This is a genomic window from Nocardioides sp. (genome assembly GCF_050246775.1).
GTDB lineage: Bacteria > Actinomycetota > Actinomycetes > Propionibacteriales > Nocardioidaceae > Nocardioides.
In genome coordinates this window covers 128,373-146,805 of record NZ_JBFWVK010000002.1, presented here as the reverse complement: position 1 = coordinate 146,805, position 18,433 = coordinate 128,373, and the positions used below count along the sequence as shown (strand labels likewise).

The window sequence follows — 18,433 nt, the reverse complement described above, 5'->3', positions numbered from 1 at the left end:
TTCATTCGTCGAGAAGCGCTGGTTTGACCCTTGTGTAAGGGGGCACCATGGAAGGCATGAGACACATCCCTGCCCACGCCTACCCGATCGAGTTTCGGAGCATCGAGTGCTTCCGGGACCTGTCGGTGGCTGACGTGCGCAGGGTCTGGGGTCATGGCGAACACGTGCAGATCCCCGAGGGCTGGTCGCTGATCTGGGAGACAGGGCCGGTCGACAACGTCTACCTCGTCCTGCAGGGCTCCTTGACGCTCACCTCAGGACAGGGCGAGGAGAGTCGCTGGGGCGCCGGTGACCTGGTCGGGTCGACCGACGAGGGCGTCTCCCAGATGATGATCGTGACCACGACGTCCGCGGTGGAGGCACTCATCATGCCCGCCGCCGCCTTCCATGCGGCCTGCGCCGAGGTCCCGGCGTTCGGTGCGGCCATGCGTGCCGGCAGGCCGGCCGCCACGGCGCGCAGCAGCGACGAGAGGCACGGCCAGTCCGGCTGATCAGCGAGTTCGGCCACCGGGTGCATATCCACCCCGGTGGAGGGGTACGCCGTTCCTCATGGACACAACGAAACTGCACTACACCGTTCCCGGGATGACCTCCGACGACGCATCCCGCGTGGTCGAACTGCTGCAGAGCCGCCTGCATGCCAGCAACGACCTGCACCTCACACTGAAGCACGTGCACTGGAATGTGGTCGGGCCGCACTTCATCGCCGTACACGAGATGATCGACCCGCAGGTGAGCGCCGTACGCGGCTTCGCTGACGCGCTGGCCGAACGGATCGCGACGCTCGGCGGATCCCCGCTCGGTACGCCGGGCGCCATCGTCGCGGGCCGCACGTGGGACGAGTACAGCATCGGACGCGCCACCACCCAGGAGCACCTGGGTGCCCTCGACGTGGTCTACCAGGGCGTCATCTCCAGCTATCGCGACGGCATCAAGGAGCTCGACGAGCTGGACCTGGTCACGCAGGACATGTTCATCTCGCAGACCGAGCAGCTCGAGCTGTTCCACTGGTTCATCCGGGCGCACTTGGAGAACAGCTCCGGTCAGCTGTCGACCGAGGGCCAGACCACCGAGGCCGCTGCAGCCCAGGCAGCGGGCAAGGAGGACTGAGAGGTGCCTCAGCAGGCGTGGAGCAAGAAGCGCGAACGTCAGTACGAGCACATCAAGGAGGGCCTGGAGGACCAGGGCCGCGACGAGGACACGGCGCAGGAGATCGCGGCCCGGACCGTCAACAAGGAGCGGGCTCGCGCCGGTGAGGCGAAGACGGCCAGCACCACCTCGACCCAGGACCTCTCCTCCTCCAGGCGCGGCGGCCTCCGCTCGCACTCGGGTCCTGGTGGTCGGACGAAGGCGCAGCTCTACGCCGAGGCCAAGAAGCGGAACCTCAAAGGTCGCTCCTCGATGAGCAAGGACGAGCTGGAACGGGCTTTGGCCCGATGAGCGCCGTGGAGACGGGCCGGATCACCACCGACATCCCGGCCCGGCTGGATCGGCTGCCCTGGGCACGCTGGCACTGGATGGTCGTGGTCGGCCTGGGGGCGGTGTGGATCCTCGACGGGCTCGAGGTCACGATCGTCGGCTCGATGTCGGCGGCGTTGAAGCCGACCGACACGGGCCTCGGGCTGTCCAGCTTCGATGTCGGCATCGCCGGTGCGACGTACGTCGCCGGGGCCTGTGTGGGTGCGTTGTTCTTCGGGCAGCTCACCGATCGCTTCGGTCGCAAGAAGCTGTTCCTGATCACTCTGGGCGTCTACACGGTGGCGACGGTGCTGACTGCGTTCTCGATGAACCCGGCCTGGTACTTCGCCGCCCGCTTCATCACCGGTGCCGGCATCGGCGGGGAGTACGCCGCGATCAACTCGGCGATCGACGAGCTGATCCCGGCCGAGTTCCGAGGGCGGGTCGATGTGGCCATCAACGGCTCGTTCTGGGTCGGGGCCGCGGCTGGTTCGCTCCTGACGATCCCGTTGCTGGATCCCAACGTCGTGGATCCCGCCTGGGGATGGCGACTCGCGTTCGGCCTCGGGGCGTTCCTGGCGGTCGGCATCCTCGTGGTGCGCCGCCACGTCCCGGAGAGCCCGCGGTGGCTGTTCATCCACGGCCGGGAGGAGCAGGCCGAGCGGATCGTCGTGGACATCGAGAAGACCGTCGAGGAGGAGACCGGGCAGCGGCTTCCCGAGGCGGGGGAGTCCATCACCATCCGGCAACGCAAATCGATCGGCATCGGGCTGATCGCTCGCACGGTCTTCACGATGTATCCGCGGCGCACCGCATTGTGCTTCGCGTTGTTCGTGGGACAGGCGTTCCTCTACAACGCCTTCTTCTTCACCTACGGCGACACCCTGACCACGTTCCTCGACGTCAAGCAGACCGGGTGGTACCTCGCGGTCTTCGCGGTCAGCAACTTCCTCGGTGCCCTGGTGTTGAGCCCGCTGTTCGACAAAGTGGGCCGGGTCCGGATGATCTCGGGCACCTACCTGCTGTCGGGTGTGCTGCTCGGCTTCACCGGGCTGGTTCTGGGCAGCCTCTCGGCGGTGACGCTGACGTTGATGGGGACGATCGTCTTCTTCTTCGCCTCGGCCGGCGCGAGCGCGGCGTACCTCACGGCGAGCGAGATCTTCCCGATGGAGACGCGGGCGCTGTGCATCGCGTTCTTCTATGCCATCGGTACGGCGGCCGGGGGGATCAGCGGCCCCCTGCTGTTCGGCAAGCTGATCGACGACGCATCGGCCGACGGTGACATCACCGCGATCGCCTTGGGCTACTTCATCGGCGCCTTCCTGATGGTCGGTGCCGGGGTGGCCGAGATGTTCCTCGGAGTGGCCGCTGAAGGGCAGTCCCTGGAGGACATCGCCACACCGTTGACGGCTGAGGATGCGACCTCGTCGGCCTGACGGGGCGGTCTCGGTGGAGATAGCGTGGTTCCCGTGATCCGCAGCCCCCACGAGAACGTGGCGACCGTGCTGGTGGATCCCCGTGCGCTCGGTGATGTCGAGCTGGAGCTGATGGCGTTGGACCTGCGCGTGTGGCCGGTGCGGACCGCGCCGATCTGCGCCGACGGTCCGCGCCAGGCGTTCCAGATCCGCCGTCAGCTGCTCGAACGGCACCGGGGGGAGTGGGACCTCGCTGCCGCCTGGGTCCCGGTGTGGATCAGCTTCGGGGCGACGTGGCAGCAGGGGCTGGAGCCACTGCCCTGGGCTGCCCACCAGACCCTGTGGCGGGCGCTGGAGTCGTGGGCCGACCAGGTCCGCTTCCATCGCCGGCTCGGGGGAGTGCGCCGGCTCTCACCGCCCGAGGACGTGTCGCGATGAGTGAGGTGCCCCAGGTCCGCAATGTGGTCTTCGACTGCCGCCACCCGCGCCCCCTCGCCGAGTTCTACCGCGAGCTGCTCGGCTACGCCTACCGCCCCGGCGATGAGTCCCCCGCCGCCGGACAGCCCGACCCTCGCGGCGAGGACTGGTTGGTGCTGCGTCCCGCGGACGGGGGACGTGGCCTCGCCTTCCAGCAGACCGGCGACTATGTGTCGCCGGTGTGGAGCGACCGACCCACCCAGGAAGGGGCGCAGCAGCAGATGCTCCACCTCGACCTGACCGTCGACGACGTCGAGGCGTTGTTCCGGCAGCGTGACCGGGCGACGTCGCTGGGAGCCAGGATCCTCTACGACCGGTCCGAGGACCCCGAGGAGCCGTTGTACGTCTTCGCCGACCCGGCCGGTCACCCGTTCTGCATCTTCGTTGCCTGAACACCCCTGGGCGTGGGATCGATCGCCCTTTAGGGTCGAGGTGTGGCCCTCCCCGTTCTGAGTCCCCCGGAGCAACGCATCCTGGGCAGCCTGCTGGAGAAGCAGACCACCGTGCCGGCGTCGTACCCCTTGTCGGCCAACGCCCTGCGCTCGGCCTGCAACCAGACCAGCAACCGCGACCCCGTGCTCGATCTCGACCAGGAGTCCGTCGAGCGCACGGCGCGAGCCCTCAAAGAGGGCGGGTGGCTGCGGATCGTGTGGTCCGACAGTGGTCGGCGCACCTTGAAGTACCACCAGATCCTGGACGAGCGACTGGCGCTGGAACCGGACGAGCGGGCCCTGATCACCGTGCTGCTGCTGCGGGGTCCGCAGTCGCCCGGTGAGCTCCGCACCCGCACCGAGCGGTTGCACCCGTTCGCCGACCGCAGTCAGGTCGAGGGCTGCCTGCAACGGATGGCGACGCGACCCGAGCCGTTGGTCCTCGAGTTGGAGCGTCGCGCCGGGCAGCAGGACCGGCGCTGGATCCACCTGCTGGGCCCCACTCCCCAGGTCGAGTCGGCCGCGGTGGTGCCGACGGTCGACCGGGACGCCGTCATCGCGGCCGGGGCCGACACTCGGGACGCGCGGGTGCGGTCGTCGTACGACTCCGTCGCCACGGAGTACGCCGCGCACCTCGCCGACGAGTTGCGGCACCTGCCGTTCGAGAACTGGTTGCTCGGCCGGGTGATCGAGGAGGCAGCCGGACGGGCCGTGGTGGAGGTGGGTTGCGGTCCGGGTCATGTCACTGCCCACCTGGCGGCAGGGGGTGCTGCGGCCCTCGGGCTTGATCTCTCGCCCGGGATGATCGCCGAGGCCCGCAGTCGTTTCCCGGGGGTCGAGTTCGAGGTCGGCGACCTGCGCCGGCTCAGCAGGCCGGCGACGAGCTCGGGGTGGGCCGCGGTGTTGGCGTGGTACTCGCTGATCCACCTGGCGGCCTCCGAGTGGCCCGCGGCTCTCGCGGCCCTGATCCGCCCGCTGGATCCCGGTGGCTGGCTCGTGCTGGCCCTGCACTCGGGGACAGAGGTCCGGCACTTCGACGACTGGTTCGAGCAGGAGATCGACCTGGACTTCGTCTACCACGAGCCGGAGTTCGTGGTCGGTGCCGTCGAGGCTGCTGGCCTCGTGGACGTCGAGTGGTACCAGCGCGGCCCGATGAGCAGCCGTGGTGAGAGCAGCCAGCGTCTCTACGTGATCGGGCGCAGGCCGCGATGAGGCAGTGACCGACCAGCAGAGGCTGTTGAGTGCCTACGACGACCAGCTCCGCACCGACGCGGAGGCCTCCGGTGCGCTCTCGGTGGTGCGTCACGGTCCTCTGTTCGTGTTGACCTTCGCGGGGGGCCGTGGCTTCGTGACCTACCGGGACCTCGACGACTGCGATGCCCACGGGATCGCCGAACTGGTGGCGGCAGCCCGGTCGCACTTCGAGAGCGACCCCACCATCACTCGAGCGGAGTGGAAGACGCGAGGGCACGACACAGCCCCGGGTCTCCACGAGGCCCTGGTGGCCCACGGGTTCGAGCCGGAGGAGCCGGAGTCGATCATGCTCGGCGAGGCAGCCAGCCTGGCGGTGGACGTGCCGCTGCCGGCCGGGGTGTCGCTGCGGCTGGTCACCGAGGAGTCCGATGTCCGGGCCACGGCTGCGATGCAGGACGAGGTGTTCGGGGATCCGGTCGGCTCCGCCACGGGCGATGACCTGCTGCGCCGGCTCGCTGAGCGCGATGGCATGGAGGTGTGGGTGGCCGAGGCCGCCGGTGAGATCGTCAGCGCCGGGCGCCTCGAGCCTGTTCCCGGCACCGAGTTCGCCGGCATCTGGGGTGGTGCGACCCGGGAGCCCTGGCGTGGGCGCGGCATCTACCGCGCCCTGACCGCAGCCAGGGCCCGCTCCGCCCTGGCGCAGGGCAAGACGCTGATCCACAGCGACTCGACCGAGTTCTCCCGACCGATCCTGGAACGCTCCGGGCTGCTCAAGGTGTCCACGACGACGCCGTACCAGTGGCACCGCTGACAGCGCCCCCGACAGGATTCGAACCTGTGACCCGCGGATTAGAAGGCCGCTGCTCTATCCAGCTGAGCTACGGGGGCTGGTGCGCACATTGTGACGCATCGACACCCGTGGGCCGCAATGAGCCTCAGCGGTGACCTCCATCGGTGAACTGCTGGTCGCCCCCACCCTGCTGCCGTGATGGTTCAGCGTCGTTGGGGGACGAGGAGCCCGCGGTGAAAGCTCAGAGCAGCGCACCCATCCACGCCTCGACGTCCGCAGCCGTGCGGGGGAGCGAGGCCGACAGGTTCGAGTAGCCGTCCGCGGTGACCACGATGTCGTCCTCGATCCGGATCCCGATGCCGCGCAACTCCTCGGGCACCAGCAGGTCGTCCTCCTGGAAGTAGAGACCCGGCTCGACCGTGAGGCACATCCCCTCGGCCAGGTCACCCTTCGGGTAGATGTCCATCGACGCGTTGCCGCAGTCGTGGACGTCGAGGCCGAGCATGTGGCTGGTGCCGTGCAGCGTCCACCGGGCGTACAGCTTGCTGTCGGGCGACAGGGCCTCCTCGGCGGACACCGGGAGCAGCCCCAGGTCGGCCAGCCCGTGCGCGAGCACGTTCATGGCCGCGTTGTGGGCGGACAGGAACGGGACGCCGGGGCGGACGGTCTCGATGCCGGCCTGCTGCGCGTCGTGGACCAGGGTGTAGAGGTCGCGCTGCAGGGTCGTGAACGTGCCGTCGATCGGCAGGGTCCGCGTGACGTCTGCTGTGTAGAGGTTGTGGCCCTCGACCCCCATGTCGAGCAGCACGAGCTCTCCGGGCGTGATGGGGCCGGTGTTGTCGATCCAGTGCAGGGTCGTGGCGTGGCGCCCGCCGCCGACGATCGAGTCGTAGCCGATGTCGTTGCCCATGGCGCGGGCTCGCCGGAAGAACGTGCCCTCGACCCAGCGCTCGCCGTACTTGCGGACGTTGGCCCAGTCGCGCACGGCGTCCTCGAAGCCCATCGTGGTGATGTCACAGGCCTGCTGCAGCTCGCCGATCTCCCATGCGTCCTTGACCAGCCGCAGCTCCGAGAGCACGCGGGCGAAGTCCTGGTCCTGACCGGAGTCCGCGGGCACGAGGCCGTCGACCTTCGCGTCGACGCCGCGCAGCACGCGGGTCTTGCCCGTGGCCGACAGCGCGGCCGGCAGTTCGTCGATGTGGCGGCACGTGAGGCCGAGCGAGGTGGAGAGCTCGTGCAGCGACGGGCGGCGACCGGCCCAGAGCTCGCCGTACTGCCGGTCGCGGAAGAACTCGTCGGTGTCGCGCGCCGAACGGGGCCGCGCATAGAGGCTCGCCTCGCCGTCGTCGATCACGAGAACCGCGTCGGTGGTCTGGTTGCCGCACAGGTAGGCGTGGGCGGTGTCGGCGCGGAAGCGGTAGTCGGTGTCGTTGGCGCGCACCTTGAAGGTGCCCGACGGGATCACCAGCCGCTCGCCCGGGAAGGCCTCGGCCAGCCGGGTCCGGCGCGCGGCCGCGTGGGCCGTGATGGGGTGCGGGGGGAGCTCGAGCTCGCGGTCGCCCCAGCCCTGGCGCATGAACGCCGCATAGGCCTCGGGAACCGCCGGGTCGTGGGACTCCGTGGCGAGGGTGGCTTCGGACGCGGGTTCGGTCTGCTCGGTCACGGCGTCAACCTTACGCCCGGCCAGGCTCATGGCGAAGCGGTCGTAGAGCACCCAGCCGATAGACTTCGAAGATGGCCGCCGTACGTCGCGAGAGCATCGCGTTCACCGTCACGGTGGGCGTGATCGCGGCGATCTGCGCGGTGCCGATGGCCCTGGTCATCTACCTCTCCGGCGCACCGTCGACGGTGGTCCTGGCCACGGTCCTCGCGGCGGTCCCGGTGGCCCCGCTGGTGGCTGCCTATCTCTGGCTCGACCGCTATGAACCCGAGCCCCGCTCGCTGCTCGCCCTGGGCCTGGCCTGGGGCGGTTTCGTGGCCACCGCGGTCGCCCTGGTGATCGGCGGCATCGGGCAGTGGTTCGTGCCGGTCTCGCAGCACCAGAGCCTGACGGTGGTCTCCCCGCTGATCGAGGAGGCCAGCAAGGGGGCGTTCCTGATCCTGCTCCTCTGGTGGCGGCGCAGCGAGCTCGACGGCGTCCTGGACGGCATCGTCTACGCCGGGATGGTCGGCATCGGCTTCGCCTTCGTGGAGAACATCCTCTACCTGGCAGCCGCCTACAACGGCACCGACGGGCTCGGCCCGGGCGGCACTGACGCGATCACCGCGACGTTCGTGCTCCGGTGCCTGTTCAGCCCCTTCGCGCACCCGCTGTTCACCGCGTTCATCGGCATCGGGGTGGGCATCGCCGTCGGGTCGCGGAGCCGGCTGGTGCAGGTGGCGGCACCGTTGGCCGGCTACCTCTTCGCCGTCGTCGCGCACGGCACCTGGAACACCGCGACCCTGCACGGGCTCGGCGGGGCCATCACGGTCTACGTCGTGGTCATGATCCCGGCCCTGCTGTTGCTGATGGCCTTCGCGCTGTGGGCGCGCAACAGCGAGCAGAAGATCCTGTACGCCGCGCTGTCGGATGCTGCCCGACGCGGTCTGTTCCCACCCGAGGACATCGCCTGGCTGGTGGACCTGCGGGCGCGGCGCGTGGCCCGGCAGCATGCCCGCGACCACGGCGGAGCAGCCGGCCTCCGGGCGATGAAGGCCTATCAGGCCGCGGCCATCGAGCTCGGCTTCCTGCATCACCGGTACCTTCGGGGGACAGCACCCCGTGATTTCTCGGATCGAGGACAGGACTTCGTGAACCAGTTGCAAGAGCTCCGGCCTCAGGTCTCCTTCCCCGCACGGACGGTGCCGACCCGATGAGTGACAAGGCCAAGAAGAAGATGAAGCCCGAGCACGCGGTGGAGAACACCGAGATGCTGACCGCCCTGATCCGGCTCCGCGGAGCGCTGCAGGCCGCCTCGATGCCGCTCGACATGCCAGGAGTCGAGGAGCAGCGCACCGCCAAGAGCGAGATGGTCGACCAGCTCGAGGACTACGTCATCCCGCGCCTGATGACGATCGACGCCCCGCTGCTCACCGTGGTCGGTGGCTCTACCGGCGCGGGCAAGTCCACGTTGGTCAACTCCCTGATCGGCACCCGCGTGACCGAGCCGGGCCTGCTGCGTCCGACCACGCGGTCGCCGGTCCTGGTGCACAACCCCGCCGACACCGAGTGGTTCGGGCAGGACCGCATCCTGCCCGACCTCGAGCGGGTCGGTCGCTCCACCAACGACCCCTCCGCGATCCAGCTCGTGCCGTCGCACGCCGTGCACGCCGGGCTGGCCATCCTCGACGCCCCGGACGTCGACTCGGTCGAGGAGCGCAACCGCACCCTGGCCGCACAGCTCCTGGCCGCGGCCGACCTCTGGCTGTTCGTCACCTCCGCGGCCCGTTATGCCGACCAGGTTCCCTGGAACTTCCTGAAGCAGGCCGCCGAGCGCAGCACCGCGGTCGCCATCGTGCTCGATCGCACCGCCCCCGAGGCCGTGGAGACCGTGTCGACGCACCTGGGCCGGATGCTGGCCAGCCGCGGGCTGAAGGACTCGCCGATGTTCATCGTCACCGAGGGTGATGTCGGCAGCGACGGGTTGCTCCCGGCCGAGGCGGTCGCCGACATCCGCGGTTGGCTGGACTCGTTGGCTGCTGACTCGGGTGCTCGGGCCGCCGTGGTCAAGCAGACGCTCGAGGGTGCCATCCGCACCCTCACCCGGCGTACCCATGGCATCGCGGACGCGATCGTCGAGCAGGTCGCGGTCGAGAAGCGGCTCCGAGAGGATGCGACCAGGGCCTACGCCGACGCCCTGGACAACGTCGCCAAGGCCGCAGCCGACGGCACCCTGCTTCGTGGTGAGGTGCTGGCGCGCTGGCAGGAGTTCGTCGGCACCGGCGAGCTGCTCCGTTCCCTGGAGACTCGGGTCGGCTGGTTGCGCGACCGGGTCGTCAACATGGTCAAGGGCAAGCCGCAGCAGGCCGAGCGGGTCACCGTGGCGGTGGAGTCCGGCCTGGAGACGCTGATCGCCGAGCATGCCGAGGCCGCGGCGGAGCGTGCGGAGGCGTCCTGGCAGGGTCTGGCCTCCGGTCAGCAGCTCCTCGCTACCGCCGGCCAGGACCTGGGTCGTGCCTCCCGGGACTTCCGACGCGACACCGAGCGGGCCGTGCGCGACTGGCAGCAGGGCATCTTGACCATGGTGCGTGACGAGGGCGCCGACAAGCGCTCCACCGCGCGCTTCCTGGCGTTCGGGGTCAACGGGTTGTCGGTGGCCTTGATGGTGGTGGTCTTCTCAGCCAGCTACGGGCTCACCGGAGCCGAGGTGGGGATCGCCGGCGGGTCCGCGGTGCTGGGTCAGAAGCTCCTCGAGGCGGTCTTCGGCGACCAGGCCGTGCGGGATCTGGCCGAGCGTGCCCGCAAGGACCTCGAGGCGCGCGTCGCGGTCCTGCTCAACGCCGAGCGCGACCGATACCTGGCGCTCCTCGACGACCTCCAGCTCGACGCCGCCTCCGAGGTGGAGCTGCGCAAGGCCTCACGGCGGGTCGACGACCTGCGCTTCGCGGGTGTCGCCGGTGCCGGGAAATCCGTGGGCACTAACTAGAGTGGTCACACCACCCACCCGACCATCTGCTTGAGGGATAAGAACATTGACGTCCTTGCTCGAGGGTGCCAAGAAATTGGTGACCCGCGGGAGCGACATCGGCCCCCGTGTCGAGGGCCTCGACTCCGCCGTTGAGGCGGCCCGAGGTCGGCTCGACGACGTCGTCATCGATGACGCCGCTCGCGTGGTCGAGCGCGCCGCCAGCCGGTTGCGTCTGTCGGCCGAGCACACGGTGGTGGCCATCGCCGGGGCAACGGGGTCGGGCAAGTCGTCCACGTTCAACGCGCTGACCGGCCTCGAGTTGTCGGCCGTGGGGGTCCGCCGCCCGACGACCTCCTGGGCGACCGCCTGCGTCTGGGGTCGCGAAGGCGCCTCGGAGCTCCTGGAGTGGCTCGGCATCCCCGAGCGTCACCAGGTCACTCGCGACTCCATGCTGGACGGTGGCCGCGAGAGCAAGGACCTCGAGGGGGTCGTGCTCCTCGACCTCCCCGACCACGACTCCACCGAGGTCTCACATCACCTCGAGGTCGACCGGCTGGTCCAGCTCGCCGATCTGCTGGTCTGGGTGCTGGACCCGCAGAAGTACGCCGACGCGGCGGTTCACGACCGCTATCTCAAGCCACTGGCGGCCCACGCAGATGTGATGGTGGTCGTGCTCAACCACATCGACACCGTGCCCGAGGACCGGCGCGATGCCATGGTCGCCGACGTACGCCGGCTGCTCGATGCCGACGGCCTGTCCTCGGTGCCCGTGCTGGCCGTCTCGGCGCTCCACCAGATCGGCACCGAGGACCTCAAGGACCTGATCGCCAAGCGGTCGGCGACCAAGAAGATCACCCGCAAGCGGATCGAGGCGGACCTGCGCAACGCTGCCCTCGAGCTCCAGGCCGTGTCGGGTGCGGCCAAGCCGCAGGAACTCTCGCGCGACCGGCTGGAGGACCTGGAGAACGCCTTCGCCGACGCCGCCGGAGTCCCCACCGTGGTCGCGGCGGTCGAGAAGTCCACCCGGGTCCGTGCCAACCGCGCTACGGGCTGGCCGGTGACGGCGTGGCTGTCCAGGCTCAAGCCGGATCCCCTCAAGCGTCTCCACCTCGACCTGGGAGCGGCGGGCAAGGAACTGAGCGGAACCTCCCGCACCTCGGTCCCCGAACCGACCCGGGTCCAGCGCGCACGCGTCGATGCCGCTGTCCGGTCGGCGGCTGACGACGCCTCCCAGGGTCTCGGCCAACCGTGGCAGACCTCGGTACGCCGTGCCTCGGTCTCCCGGCTCGATGACCTCAACGACCGCCTCGACCGGTCCTTGGCTGCCACTGACCTCGGCGTGGCCAAGATCCCGTGGTGGGCCTCCCTGGTCCGTGTGCTGCAGTGGCTGCTCATCCTGACCGCTGTGACCGGGGCCGCCTGGTTGATCGTGCTGGCAGTGTTCGACTACCTCCAGATGCGCGAGCCCAGCACGCCTCAGGTCGGCCCGTTCCCGCTCCCTGCGCTGCTGCTCGTCGGTGGCGTGGCCGTGGGCGCGGTCCTGGCCCTGTTCTGCCGGTTGTTGGTGGGCTGGACGGCCCGCAACCGGGCCCGGTCGGCCGACCGTCGTCTGCGCGCAGCCTTGCGTGAGGTGGCCGACGAGCTGGTGGTGTCGCCGATCGAGGGTGAGCTGGTGGCCTACCGTCAGGTCCGCGACGGGCTGTCCAAGGCCCTGAAGTAGCAGCCCGCTCGTCGTCCACAGGGAGCCCGTGAGCTCGGGTTCTCCACAGTTGCTCGCGACCCTGCTGCACATGTCGGCTCGCGTTCCCAGGCTGGTCCTGCATCAGTTGGAATGCAACGACAAAGGAGCAGCTCATGAACGAAACGCAAGTGACCCTGGCCGGCTGGGTGGGCAGTGACGTCACCACCCGCGTGGCCGGTGACGCGGTGGTCGCGAACTTCAGGGTGGCCTGCACCCCACGCCGCTACCAGAAGAAGACCGACGAGTGGGTCGACGGCGACACGCAGTGGTACACGGTCAATGCGTGGCGCACCCTGGCGGAGAACTGCGCCGCCTCGCTGCACCGCGGAGATCCCGTCGTGGTGCACGGGCGGCTCAACGCCCAGGTGTGGAGCAACTCGGCTGGGATCGACGTCACCTCCTTCGACATCGAGGCCACGTTCGTGGGTCACGACCTCAACCGGGGGGTCAGCACGTTCGTGCGCAACGTGCGCGCGGGCGAGAAGGCCGAGGGTGTTGCGCAGGACCAGGCGGCCGAGGCCGTGGAGGATCTCGCCGCGGCCTCGGCCGCCTGAGCGACCAGCCGCGGGGGGAGTGGTCGGCGTCACGGGGGCGCCGACCACTCCTGCCCGGCACCGGCTCCCAGTTGGAGGTTGGCGGCCTTCGGACCGTAGGCTCAGGACCATGGCGGAATATGTCTTCACACTGCGCAATGTGCGCAAGGCCCACGGCGACAAGGTCGTCCTCGACAACGTGACTCTCTCGTTCCTGCACGGGGCGAAGATCGGTGTGGTCGGTCCCAACGGCACCGGCAAGTCGTCGCTGCTCAAGATCATGGCGGGGCTCGACAAGGCCAACAACGGCGACGCCATCCTGGACCCCGACGCCACCGTCGGGATGCTGCAGCAGGAGCCGCCCCTCTCGGAGGGCAAGACCGTCCTGGAGAACGTCGAGGAGGCGGTCGGCGAGATCAAGGGCAAGCTCGATCGCTACAACCAGATCTCCGAGGAGCTCGCCGACCCCGACGCCGACTACGACAAGCTGCTCGGCGAGATGGGCGACCTGCAGACCGACCTCGACCACGCCAACGCCTGGGACCTCGACAGCCGACTCGACCAGGCCATGGATGCCCTGCGCTGTCCGCCCCCAGACGTCCTGGTCGACAACCTCTCCGGTGGCGAGCGCCGCCGGGTGGCCCTGTGCAAGCTGCTGCTCCAGCAGCCCAGCCTGCTGCTTCTCGACGAGCCCACCAACCACCTCGACGCCGAGTCGGTCCAGTGGCTCGAGAGTCACCTGGCCTCCTACCCGGGTGCCGTACTCGCCGTGACCCACGACCGCTACTTCCTCGACAACGTCGCCGAGTGGATCCTGGAGCTCGACCGCGGCAAGGCGCACCCCTACGAGGGCAACTACACGACCTACCTGGAGACCAAGAAGGACCGGCTCAAGATCGAGGGCGCCAAGGATGCCAAGCGGGCCAAGATGCTCGAGCGTGAGCTCGAGTGGGTGCGCTCCAACGCCAAGGCCCGGCAGACCAAGAGCAAGTCCAGGCTCGCACGCTACGAGGAGATGGCAGCCGAAGCCGACCGGATGCGCAAGATCGACACCTCCGAGATCAACATCCCGGCTGGCCCGCGTCTGGGCGACATCGTGCTGGAGGCCCACGACCTGACCAAGGGCTTCGAGGGTCGCACGCTGATCGACGACCTGTCGTTCACGCTCCCGCGTGCCGGCATCGTCGGCGTGATCGGGCCCAACGGGGTCGGCAAGACCACGCTGTTCCGGATGATCACCGACCAGGAGGAGCCTGACGCCGGCGAGCTCAAGGTCGGCACCACGGTGAAGATCTCCTACGTCGACCAGAGCCGGGGCGGCATCGACCCGACGAAGAACGTGTGGGAGGTCGTCTCCGACGGCCTCGACTTCATCAAGGTCGCCAACTTCGAGATGAACTCCCGCGCCTACGTGGCGTCGTTCGGCTTCAAGGGCCCCGACCAGCAGAAGAAGGCCGGGGTGCTCTCCGGTGGTGAACGCAACCGACTCAACCTGGCGCTGACCCTCAAGATGGGCGGCAACCTGCTGCTGCTCGATGAGCCCACCAACGACCTCGACGTGGAGACCCTGTCCTCACTCGAGGATGCCCTGCTCGAGTTCCCCGGATGCGCTGTGGTCACCTCGCACGACCGGTGGTTCCTGGACCGCGTCGTCACCCACATCCTCGCGTGGGAGGGCGACGACGAGAACGCCGCGAAGTGGTTCTGGTTCGAGGGGAACTACGCCTCCTACGAGGAGAACAAGATCGAGCGGCTCGGTGCCGAGGCCGCCAGGCCGCACCGCGTGACCCACCGCAAGCTGACCCGCGACTGAGGTCCGGGCAGCCTCGCACCGGTCAGCGGATCTCCGCCTCGGGGTGGGCGCCGATGAGCCGGTCGGTGACGGCGTTCATGACTCGACCCATGACCGCGAAGTCATCGGGGGAGCAAGCGTCGACGAAGTGGTGGCGCACTCCTTCGACATGGGCGGGCGCCGCTCGTTCGAGGAGCGCGAAACCCTCGTCGGTCATCCGGGCCTGAACGCCTCGACCGTCCTCAAGACAGTCCTCGCGCACCACCAGGCCGGCCTTCTCCATCCGGGAGATGGTGTGGGTGACGCGGCTGCGGCTGTGGCACACCGCGTCAGCCAACTGTGCCATCCGCATCACGCGGTCAGGACGCTCCGAGAGCCGGACGAGAATCTCGTACTCGGTCAGGGAGATGCGGAAGTCGCGGCGCAACTCCTGGTCGAGCTGGTCCATGAGCAGGGTCGAGCCGAGCACGAAGGCTCGCCACGAGTGCTGCTCGTCCGCGCTCAGCCAGCGCGTCCCCGTATCCGACATGCGCCGAAGTTTACGCAGGGTCAGCCGTGATTCCTGTGAGCCTGCGTCCAAGACACGGGTCAGACCCGTTCGAGGATGAGTGCCATGCCCTGTCCGCCGCCCACGCACATCGTGATGAGGCCGGTGGTCTGGTCGTGCCACTCGAGTGAGTTGAGCATGGTGTTCTGCAGTCGGGCGCCGGTCATGCCGAAGGGGTGGCCCACGGCGATGGCTCCACCGTTGACGTTGAGGCGGTCCAGATCGATGCCGAGGTCTTGGTAGGAGGGCACCACTTGGGCGGCGAAGGCTTCGTTGATCTCGACCAGGTCGATGTCGGCGATGGTCATGTTGGCGTTGGCCAGGGCTTTGCGAGTGGCTTCCACGGGGCCGAGTCCCATGATCTCGGGGGACAGGCCCGAGACTCCGGTGGACACGATCCGGGCCAGCGGGGTCAGGCCGAGCTCAGCTGCTCGGGTGTCGGACATGATCACGACCGCAGCCGCACCGTCGTTGAGTGGGCAGCAGTTGCCGGCGGTCACGACGCCGTCGGGGCGGAAGACCGGCTTGAGTTGGGCGATCGCGTCATAGGTGACGCCGGCTCGTGGTCCGTCGTCGGCGGTGACGATGCTGCCGTCCGGGGTAGTGACCGCGGTGATCTCGCGGGCCCAGAAGCCGTTGGCGATGGCCTTCTCGGCCAGGTTCTGCGACCGGACACCGAACTCGTCGAGCTCGTGGCGCGACAGTCCCCGCAGTCGGGCGACGTTCTCGGCGGTCTGGCCCATGGCGATGTAGCCGTCGGGGATCTGGCCGTCCTCGCGAGGGTCGTGCCAGTCCACGCCGCCCTGGGCCAGGGCCTCGGTGCGGGTCCTGGCCTCGGCGAAGCGTGGGTTCTTGGTGTCGGGCAGGCTGTCGGAGTTGCCTCGCGCGAAGCTGGAGACCATTTCGACACCGGCGGAGATGAACACATCGCCCTCGCCGGCCTTGATGGCGTGGAAGGCCATCCGGGTGGTCTGCACCGAGGAGGCGCAGTAGCGGGTGATCGTGGCACCGGGCACTGTGTCCATGCCGTTGAGGACGTTGACGATGCGGCCCATGTTGAAGCCGCTCTCGCCGCCGGGCAGGCCGCAGCCGAGGTAGACGTCGTCGACCGTGGTCGGGTCGAGGGCCGGCACCTTGTCGAGCGCGGTGCGGATCATCAGGGCGGCCAGGTCGTCGGGTCGCAGGTCCTTCATCGAGCCCTTGAAGGCCCGTCCGATGGGCGAGCGAGCTGCGGAGACGATGACTGCCTCGGGCATGAGGACTCCGATCTTGGGGATGCACTGACGGGTCCGGCCAGCCTATCCCTCACTCCTCGACGGGCGAGAGGGCGTCGAGCAGGAGCGCGACACAGCGGCGTACGTAGGCAGCGCGCTCCGCAGGTGGGCGGAGCACAGCGCCGAGGAGCACGCCGTCCAGGGCGACCACGAGTGTCTCGGCCCTGGTGGGGTCCGGCGGGCCACCGGTCGTGAGGAGGATGCCGCCGACGACCTCCACCAGCTCGGTGCGCCAGGCCGAGAACTGCGCGGCCAGCTCCGGGTCACGAGAGGCCTCCAGGGACAGCTCGAAGCGGGTCACCAGCTCACGGCCGTGCAACCACCGGTCGAACAGTGCTGCCGTCTGCGCAGCGGCCTGCGCATGATCTCCCGGACAGCGGGCCAGGTCCTTCGACAGCGCCCGGACATCGTCGGCGAGATGCGCGCCGACGTACTCGGCCAGCGCCGTCTGCAGGGCCTTGCGCGTGCGCAGGTAGGCCGAGCAGCTGCCCTCGGGAAGACCTGCCTGCCGATCCACCGCACGGTGGGTCAGGCCACGCATCCCGCTGTCGGAGACCACGACGACGGCCGCGCTCAGCAACTGGCGCATGCGCGGGCTCAGCTCAGTCGTGGGTCCCATCGCGGCCGACCCTACGCGGACTTGCGCTCTCACCTCTACAGGCGTAGTTTCTACAACAGTAGAAACTCTACGGATGTAGAAAGGCTTTGAGATGACCTTCGAACTGATGCCCCACCTGATCCTCTGGATCGTCGCCTTCGCAGTCGCGGCCGCTGCCGGCCTCGCGCTCCTGGCCGGCGTCACCATCGACTTCCTGGTGCGCAACCGTCGGATCCGCACCGCACGCCACGAGTCGATCCGCTCCTACTACGGACACATCGCCCTCACGCACTGATCTCTGACACCATCGCAGGGTGCGCCATCTCTATGAGTGTCCGTTGCGATGGGCCGATCTCGACCAGCTCGGCCACATCAACAACGTCGTCTACGTCGACTACCTCCAAGAGGCGCGCGTCGACATGCTGCTGACGCACGCACCCGACCGGCGCTCGGACGACCTGGCCGACGGGGCCGTGGTGGTCCGCCACGATGTCGAGTACGCCGCCCCGCTCACCCTGCGACCCGAGCCGGTCAAGATCGAGACGTGGGTCACCGAGATCCGCGCAGCCAGCTTCACGATGGCCTACGAGATCTTCGACGAGACACCGCAGGGGCGGGTGGTCTACCTGAGGGCCACCACCGTGCTGACGCCGTACGTCTTCAAGACCGAACGGCCTCGCCGGATCACCGCCGACGAACGCGACAGCCTCGAGCGGTTCATGGAACCCGTGGCCCGCGAGCGCCCGGACAAGCCCGGGCCCGCGCGGCCGGCCCCGCACCGGCACTACCCGGTCCAGGTGCGCTTCTCGGACGTGGACATCTACGGGCACGTCAACAACGTGAAGTACTTCGAGTACTTCCAGGAGGCCCGGATCACCTACCTACGGCGCCTCGTCGAGCAGGCGGCGCTGGGCGAGCACCCATCGCTGGTCGTGGCGCACATCGAGGTCGACTACAAGGTTCCGATCCTGTTCCGCCCCGAGCCCTACGACGCGTGGACCTGGGTGTCGCGGGTGGGCAACGCGTCCTTCGCGCTCGAGTCGGAGATCCGCGACGGCGACACCCTGCTCAGCCGGTCTCGCGTGGTGGCGGTGACGTTCGACCCGCTCACCCAGCGTTCGGCAGCGCCGCCGACGGCCTACCGAGACCAACTGCTGGCCGAGCTGGAGGCCTAGGCAGGCTCCTCGAACGTGTTCACCATGAACTGGGCAGCATGCGTCACGTAGTCCCAGAACTTGGCGTCCTGCTCAGGCGTGAGCGCTACGTCGTCAAGCGCCGCCCGGAAGTTCGTGAGCCAGTGCTCCTTCGCCAACGGGGTCACCGCGAACGGTGCATGCCTCATCCGTAGGCGCGGATGACCCCGAGTGTCGGAGTACGTCGTGGGTCCGCCCCAGTACTGCACGAGGAACAGCGTGAAGCGCTCGGTGGCCGGCCCGAGATCCTCCTCGGGATACATCGGTCGAAGCACCTCGTCGGTGGCCACCCCTTCGTAGAACTTGCCGACCAGCCGCTGGAAGGTCGGCAGTCCACCGATTTCGTCGTAGAAGGTGCTCACGACCCCATTCTGCCGATCGGG

At 68.8% G+C, this 18,433-nt stretch carries 20 protein-coding genes and 1 tRNA gene; 15 read left to right on the top strand and 6 right to left on the bottom strand.

What is annotated here, in order from left to right:
- Positions 1 to 56: 56 nt before the first annotated feature.
- From AB7I40_RS10570 to AB7I40_RS10535, 8 genes are read left to right on the top strand one after another with little or no spacing between them, the layout of a single operon-like run.
- Entirely contained in the window at positions 57 to 491 is a 435-nt protein-coding gene (locus AB7I40_RS10570; protein ID WP_428346170.1) for a hypothetical protein, read from the top strand.
- 58 nt (positions 492 to 549) lie between these two features.
- A complete protein-coding gene (locus AB7I40_RS10565) occupies positions 550 to 1,110 on the top strand; it encodes a Dps family protein (RefSeq protein ID WP_428346169.1) in 561 nt (186 codons plus the stop codon).
- A 3-nt stretch (positions 1,111 to 1,113) separates the two neighbouring features.
- On the top strand, positions 1,114 to 1,440 hold the full coding sequence (locus tag AB7I40_RS10560; RefSeq protein WP_428346168.1) for a plasmid stabilization protein: 327 nt from the start codon (positions 1,114 to 1,116) through the stop codon (positions 1,438 to 1,440).
- Complete coding sequence (locus AB7I40_RS10555; RefSeq protein ID WP_428346167.1) at positions 1,437 to 2,894, top strand: MFS transporter; 1,458 nt, start codon at positions 1,437 to 1,439, stop codon at positions 2,892 to 2,894. The genes AB7I40_RS10560 and AB7I40_RS10555 overlap by 4 nt, the downstream gene beginning before the upstream one ends.
- Positions 2,895 to 2,927: 33 nt before the next feature.
- Positions 2,928 to 3,311, top strand: coding sequence for a hypothetical protein (locus AB7I40_RS10550; RefSeq protein ID WP_428346166.1), 384 nt, complete (start codon positions 2,928 to 2,930; stop codon positions 3,309 to 3,311).
- On the top strand, positions 3,308 to 3,742 hold the full coding sequence (locus tag AB7I40_RS10545; RefSeq protein ID WP_428346165.1) for a VOC family protein: 435 nt from the start codon (positions 3,308 to 3,310) through the stop codon (positions 3,740 to 3,742). Before AB7I40_RS10550 ends, AB7I40_RS10545 begins: the two co-directional genes overlap by 4 nt.
- A gap of 42 nt (positions 3,743 to 3,784) precedes the next feature.
- Positions 3,785 to 4,993 carry a DUF480 domain-containing protein gene (locus AB7I40_RS10540; protein ID WP_428346164.1) on the top strand — a complete coding sequence of 403 codons (1,209 nt, stop codon included), beginning with the start codon at positions 3,785 to 3,787 and terminating at the stop codon, positions 4,991 to 4,993.
- Positions 4,994 to 4,997: 4 nt separating this feature from the next.
- Complete coding sequence (locus AB7I40_RS10535; RefSeq protein ID WP_428346163.1) at positions 4,998 to 5,786, top strand: GNAT family N-acetyltransferase; 789 nt, start codon at positions 4,998 to 5,000, stop codon at positions 5,784 to 5,786.
- A gap of 3 nt (positions 5,787 to 5,789) precedes the next feature.
- Here the strand turns inward: AB7I40_RS10535 and AB7I40_RS10530 are convergent.
- Positions 5,790 to 5,863 (bottom strand) — tRNA-Arg (locus tag AB7I40_RS10530).
- A 143-nt stretch (positions 5,864 to 6,006) separates the two neighbouring features.
- Positions 6,007 to 7,428, bottom strand: a complete 1,422-nt coding sequence (locus tag AB7I40_RS10525) for an aminopeptidase P family protein (RefSeq protein WP_428346162.1) — start codon at positions 7,426 to 7,428, stop codon at positions 6,007 to 6,009.
- A gap of 71 nt (positions 7,429 to 7,499) precedes the next feature.
- Here AB7I40_RS10525 and AB7I40_RS10520 point away from each other — a divergent pair, with 71 nt between their 5' ends.
- From AB7I40_RS10520 to ettA, 5 genes are all read left to right on the top strand, one after another.
- The gene (locus tag AB7I40_RS10520; protein WP_428346161.1) at positions 7,500 to 8,621 is read left to right on the top strand and encodes a PrsW family intramembrane metalloprotease; all 1,122 of its coding nucleotides are present in this window, start codon (positions 7,500 to 7,502) and stop codon (positions 8,619 to 8,621) included.
- Entirely contained in the window at positions 8,618 to 10,390 is a 1,773-nt protein-coding gene (locus AB7I40_RS10515) for a dynamin family protein (RefSeq protein WP_428346160.1), read from the top strand. The genes AB7I40_RS10520 and AB7I40_RS10515 overlap by 4 nt, the downstream gene beginning before the upstream one ends.
- A 79-nt stretch (positions 10,391 to 10,469) precedes the next feature.
- Positions 10,470 to 12,092 (top strand): GTPase, encoded by a 1,623-nt coding sequence (locus tag AB7I40_RS10510; protein ID WP_428347955.1) that lies wholly within the window; start codon positions 10,470 to 10,472, stop codon positions 12,090 to 12,092.
- Positions 12,093 to 12,226: 134 nt separating this feature from the next.
- A complete protein-coding gene (locus tag AB7I40_RS10505; protein ID WP_428346158.1) occupies positions 12,227 to 12,667 on the top strand; it encodes a single-stranded DNA-binding protein in 441 nt (146 codons plus the stop codon).
- Between the two features lie 109 nt (positions 12,668 to 12,776).
- Positions 12,777 to 14,459 (top strand): energy-dependent translational throttle protein EttA, encoded by a 1,683-nt coding sequence (gene ettA, locus AB7I40_RS10500; RefSeq protein WP_428346157.1) that lies wholly within the window; start codon positions 12,777 to 12,779, stop codon positions 14,457 to 14,459.
- Between the two features lie 22 nt (positions 14,460 to 14,481).
- Here the strand turns inward: ettA and AB7I40_RS10495 are convergent, their stop codons facing one another.
- Genes AB7I40_RS10495 through AB7I40_RS10485 form a run of 3 tightly spaced genes read right to left on the bottom strand, consistent with a single transcriptional unit; the run spans position 14,482 to position 16,878 of the window.
- The gene (locus tag AB7I40_RS10495; protein WP_428346156.1) at positions 14,482 to 14,967 is read right to left on the bottom strand and encodes a MarR family winged helix-turn-helix transcriptional regulator; all 486 of its coding nucleotides are present in this window, start codon (positions 14,965 to 14,967) and stop codon (positions 14,482 to 14,484) included.
- Between the two features lie 59 nt (positions 14,968 to 15,026).
- A complete protein-coding gene (locus tag AB7I40_RS10490; RefSeq protein WP_428346155.1) occupies positions 15,027 to 16,241 on the bottom strand; it encodes an acetyl-CoA C-acetyltransferase in 1,215 nt (404 codons plus the stop codon).
- A 49-nt stretch (positions 16,242 to 16,290) separates the two neighbouring features.
- Entirely contained in the window at positions 16,291 to 16,878 is a 588-nt protein-coding gene (locus tag AB7I40_RS10485) for a TetR/AcrR family transcriptional regulator (RefSeq protein WP_428346154.1), read from the bottom strand.
- A 91-nt stretch (positions 16,879 to 16,969) separates the two neighbouring features.
- Here AB7I40_RS10485 and AB7I40_RS10480 point away from each other — a divergent pair, with 91 nt between their 5' ends.
- A complete protein-coding gene (locus AB7I40_RS10480; protein ID WP_428346153.1) occupies positions 16,970 to 17,152 on the top strand; it encodes a hypothetical protein in 183 nt (60 codons plus the stop codon).
- 19 nt (positions 17,153 to 17,171) lie between these two features.
- On the top strand, positions 17,172 to 18,032 hold the full coding sequence (locus AB7I40_RS10475; RefSeq protein ID WP_428346152.1) for an acyl-CoA thioesterase: 861 nt from the start codon (positions 17,172 to 17,174) through the stop codon (positions 18,030 to 18,032).
- Here the strand turns inward: AB7I40_RS10475 and AB7I40_RS10470 are convergent.
- Positions 18,029 to 18,412 (bottom strand): globin, encoded by a 384-nt coding sequence (locus tag AB7I40_RS10470; protein ID WP_428346151.1) that lies wholly within the window; start codon positions 18,410 to 18,412, stop codon positions 18,029 to 18,031. The two genes, AB7I40_RS10475 and AB7I40_RS10470, sit on opposite strands and share 4 nt — an antisense overlap.
- Positions 18,413 to 18,433: the final 21 nt, after the last annotated feature.

What these genes read in the sequence shown, in the direction of transcription:
- AB7I40_RS10570 (WP_428346170.1), top strand. Translation starts at nt 57, where the DNA reads ATGAGACACATCCCTGCCCACGCCTACCCGATCGAGTTTCGGAGCATC.
- AB7I40_RS10565 (WP_428346169.1), top strand. Translation starts at nt 550, where the DNA reads ATGGACACAACGAAACTGCACTACACCGTTCCCGGGATGACCTCCGAC.
- AB7I40_RS10555 (WP_428346167.1), top strand. Translation starts at nt 1,437, where the DNA reads ATGAGCGCCGTGGAGACGGGCCGGATCACCACCGACATCCCGGCCCGG.
- AB7I40_RS10545 (WP_428346165.1), top strand. Translation starts at nt 3,308, where the DNA reads ATGAGTGAGGTGCCCCAGGTCCGCAATGTGGTCTTCGACTGCCGCCAC.
- AB7I40_RS10520 (WP_428346161.1), top strand. Translation starts at nt 7,500, where the DNA reads ATGGCCGCCGTACGTCGCGAGAGCATCGCGTTCACCGTCACGGTGGGC.
- AB7I40_RS10515 (WP_428346160.1), top strand. Translation starts at nt 8,618, where the DNA reads ATGAGTGACAAGGCCAAGAAGAAGATGAAGCCCGAGCACGCGGTGGAG.
- AB7I40_RS10505 (WP_428346158.1), top strand. Translation starts at nt 12,227, where the DNA reads ATGAACGAAACGCAAGTGACCCTGGCCGGCTGGGTGGGCAGTGACGTC.
- ettA (WP_428346157.1), top strand. Translation starts at nt 12,777, where the DNA reads ATGGCGGAATATGTCTTCACACTGCGCAATGTGCGCAAGGCCCACGGC.
- AB7I40_RS10495 (WP_428346156.1), bottom strand. Translation starts at nt 14,967, where the DNA reads ATGTCGGATACGGGGACGCGCTGGCTGAGCGCGGACGAGCAGCACTCG.
- AB7I40_RS10490 (WP_428346155.1), bottom strand. Translation starts at nt 16,241, where the DNA reads ATGCCCGAGGCAGTCATCGTCTCCGCAGCTCGCTCGCCCATCGGACGG.
- AB7I40_RS10485 (WP_428346154.1), bottom strand. Translation starts at nt 16,878, where the DNA reads ATGGGACCCACGACTGAGCTGAGCCCGCGCATGCGCCAGTTGCTGAGC.
- AB7I40_RS10480 (WP_428346153.1), top strand. Translation starts at nt 16,970, where the DNA reads ATGACCTTCGAACTGATGCCCCACCTGATCCTCTGGATCGTCGCCTTC.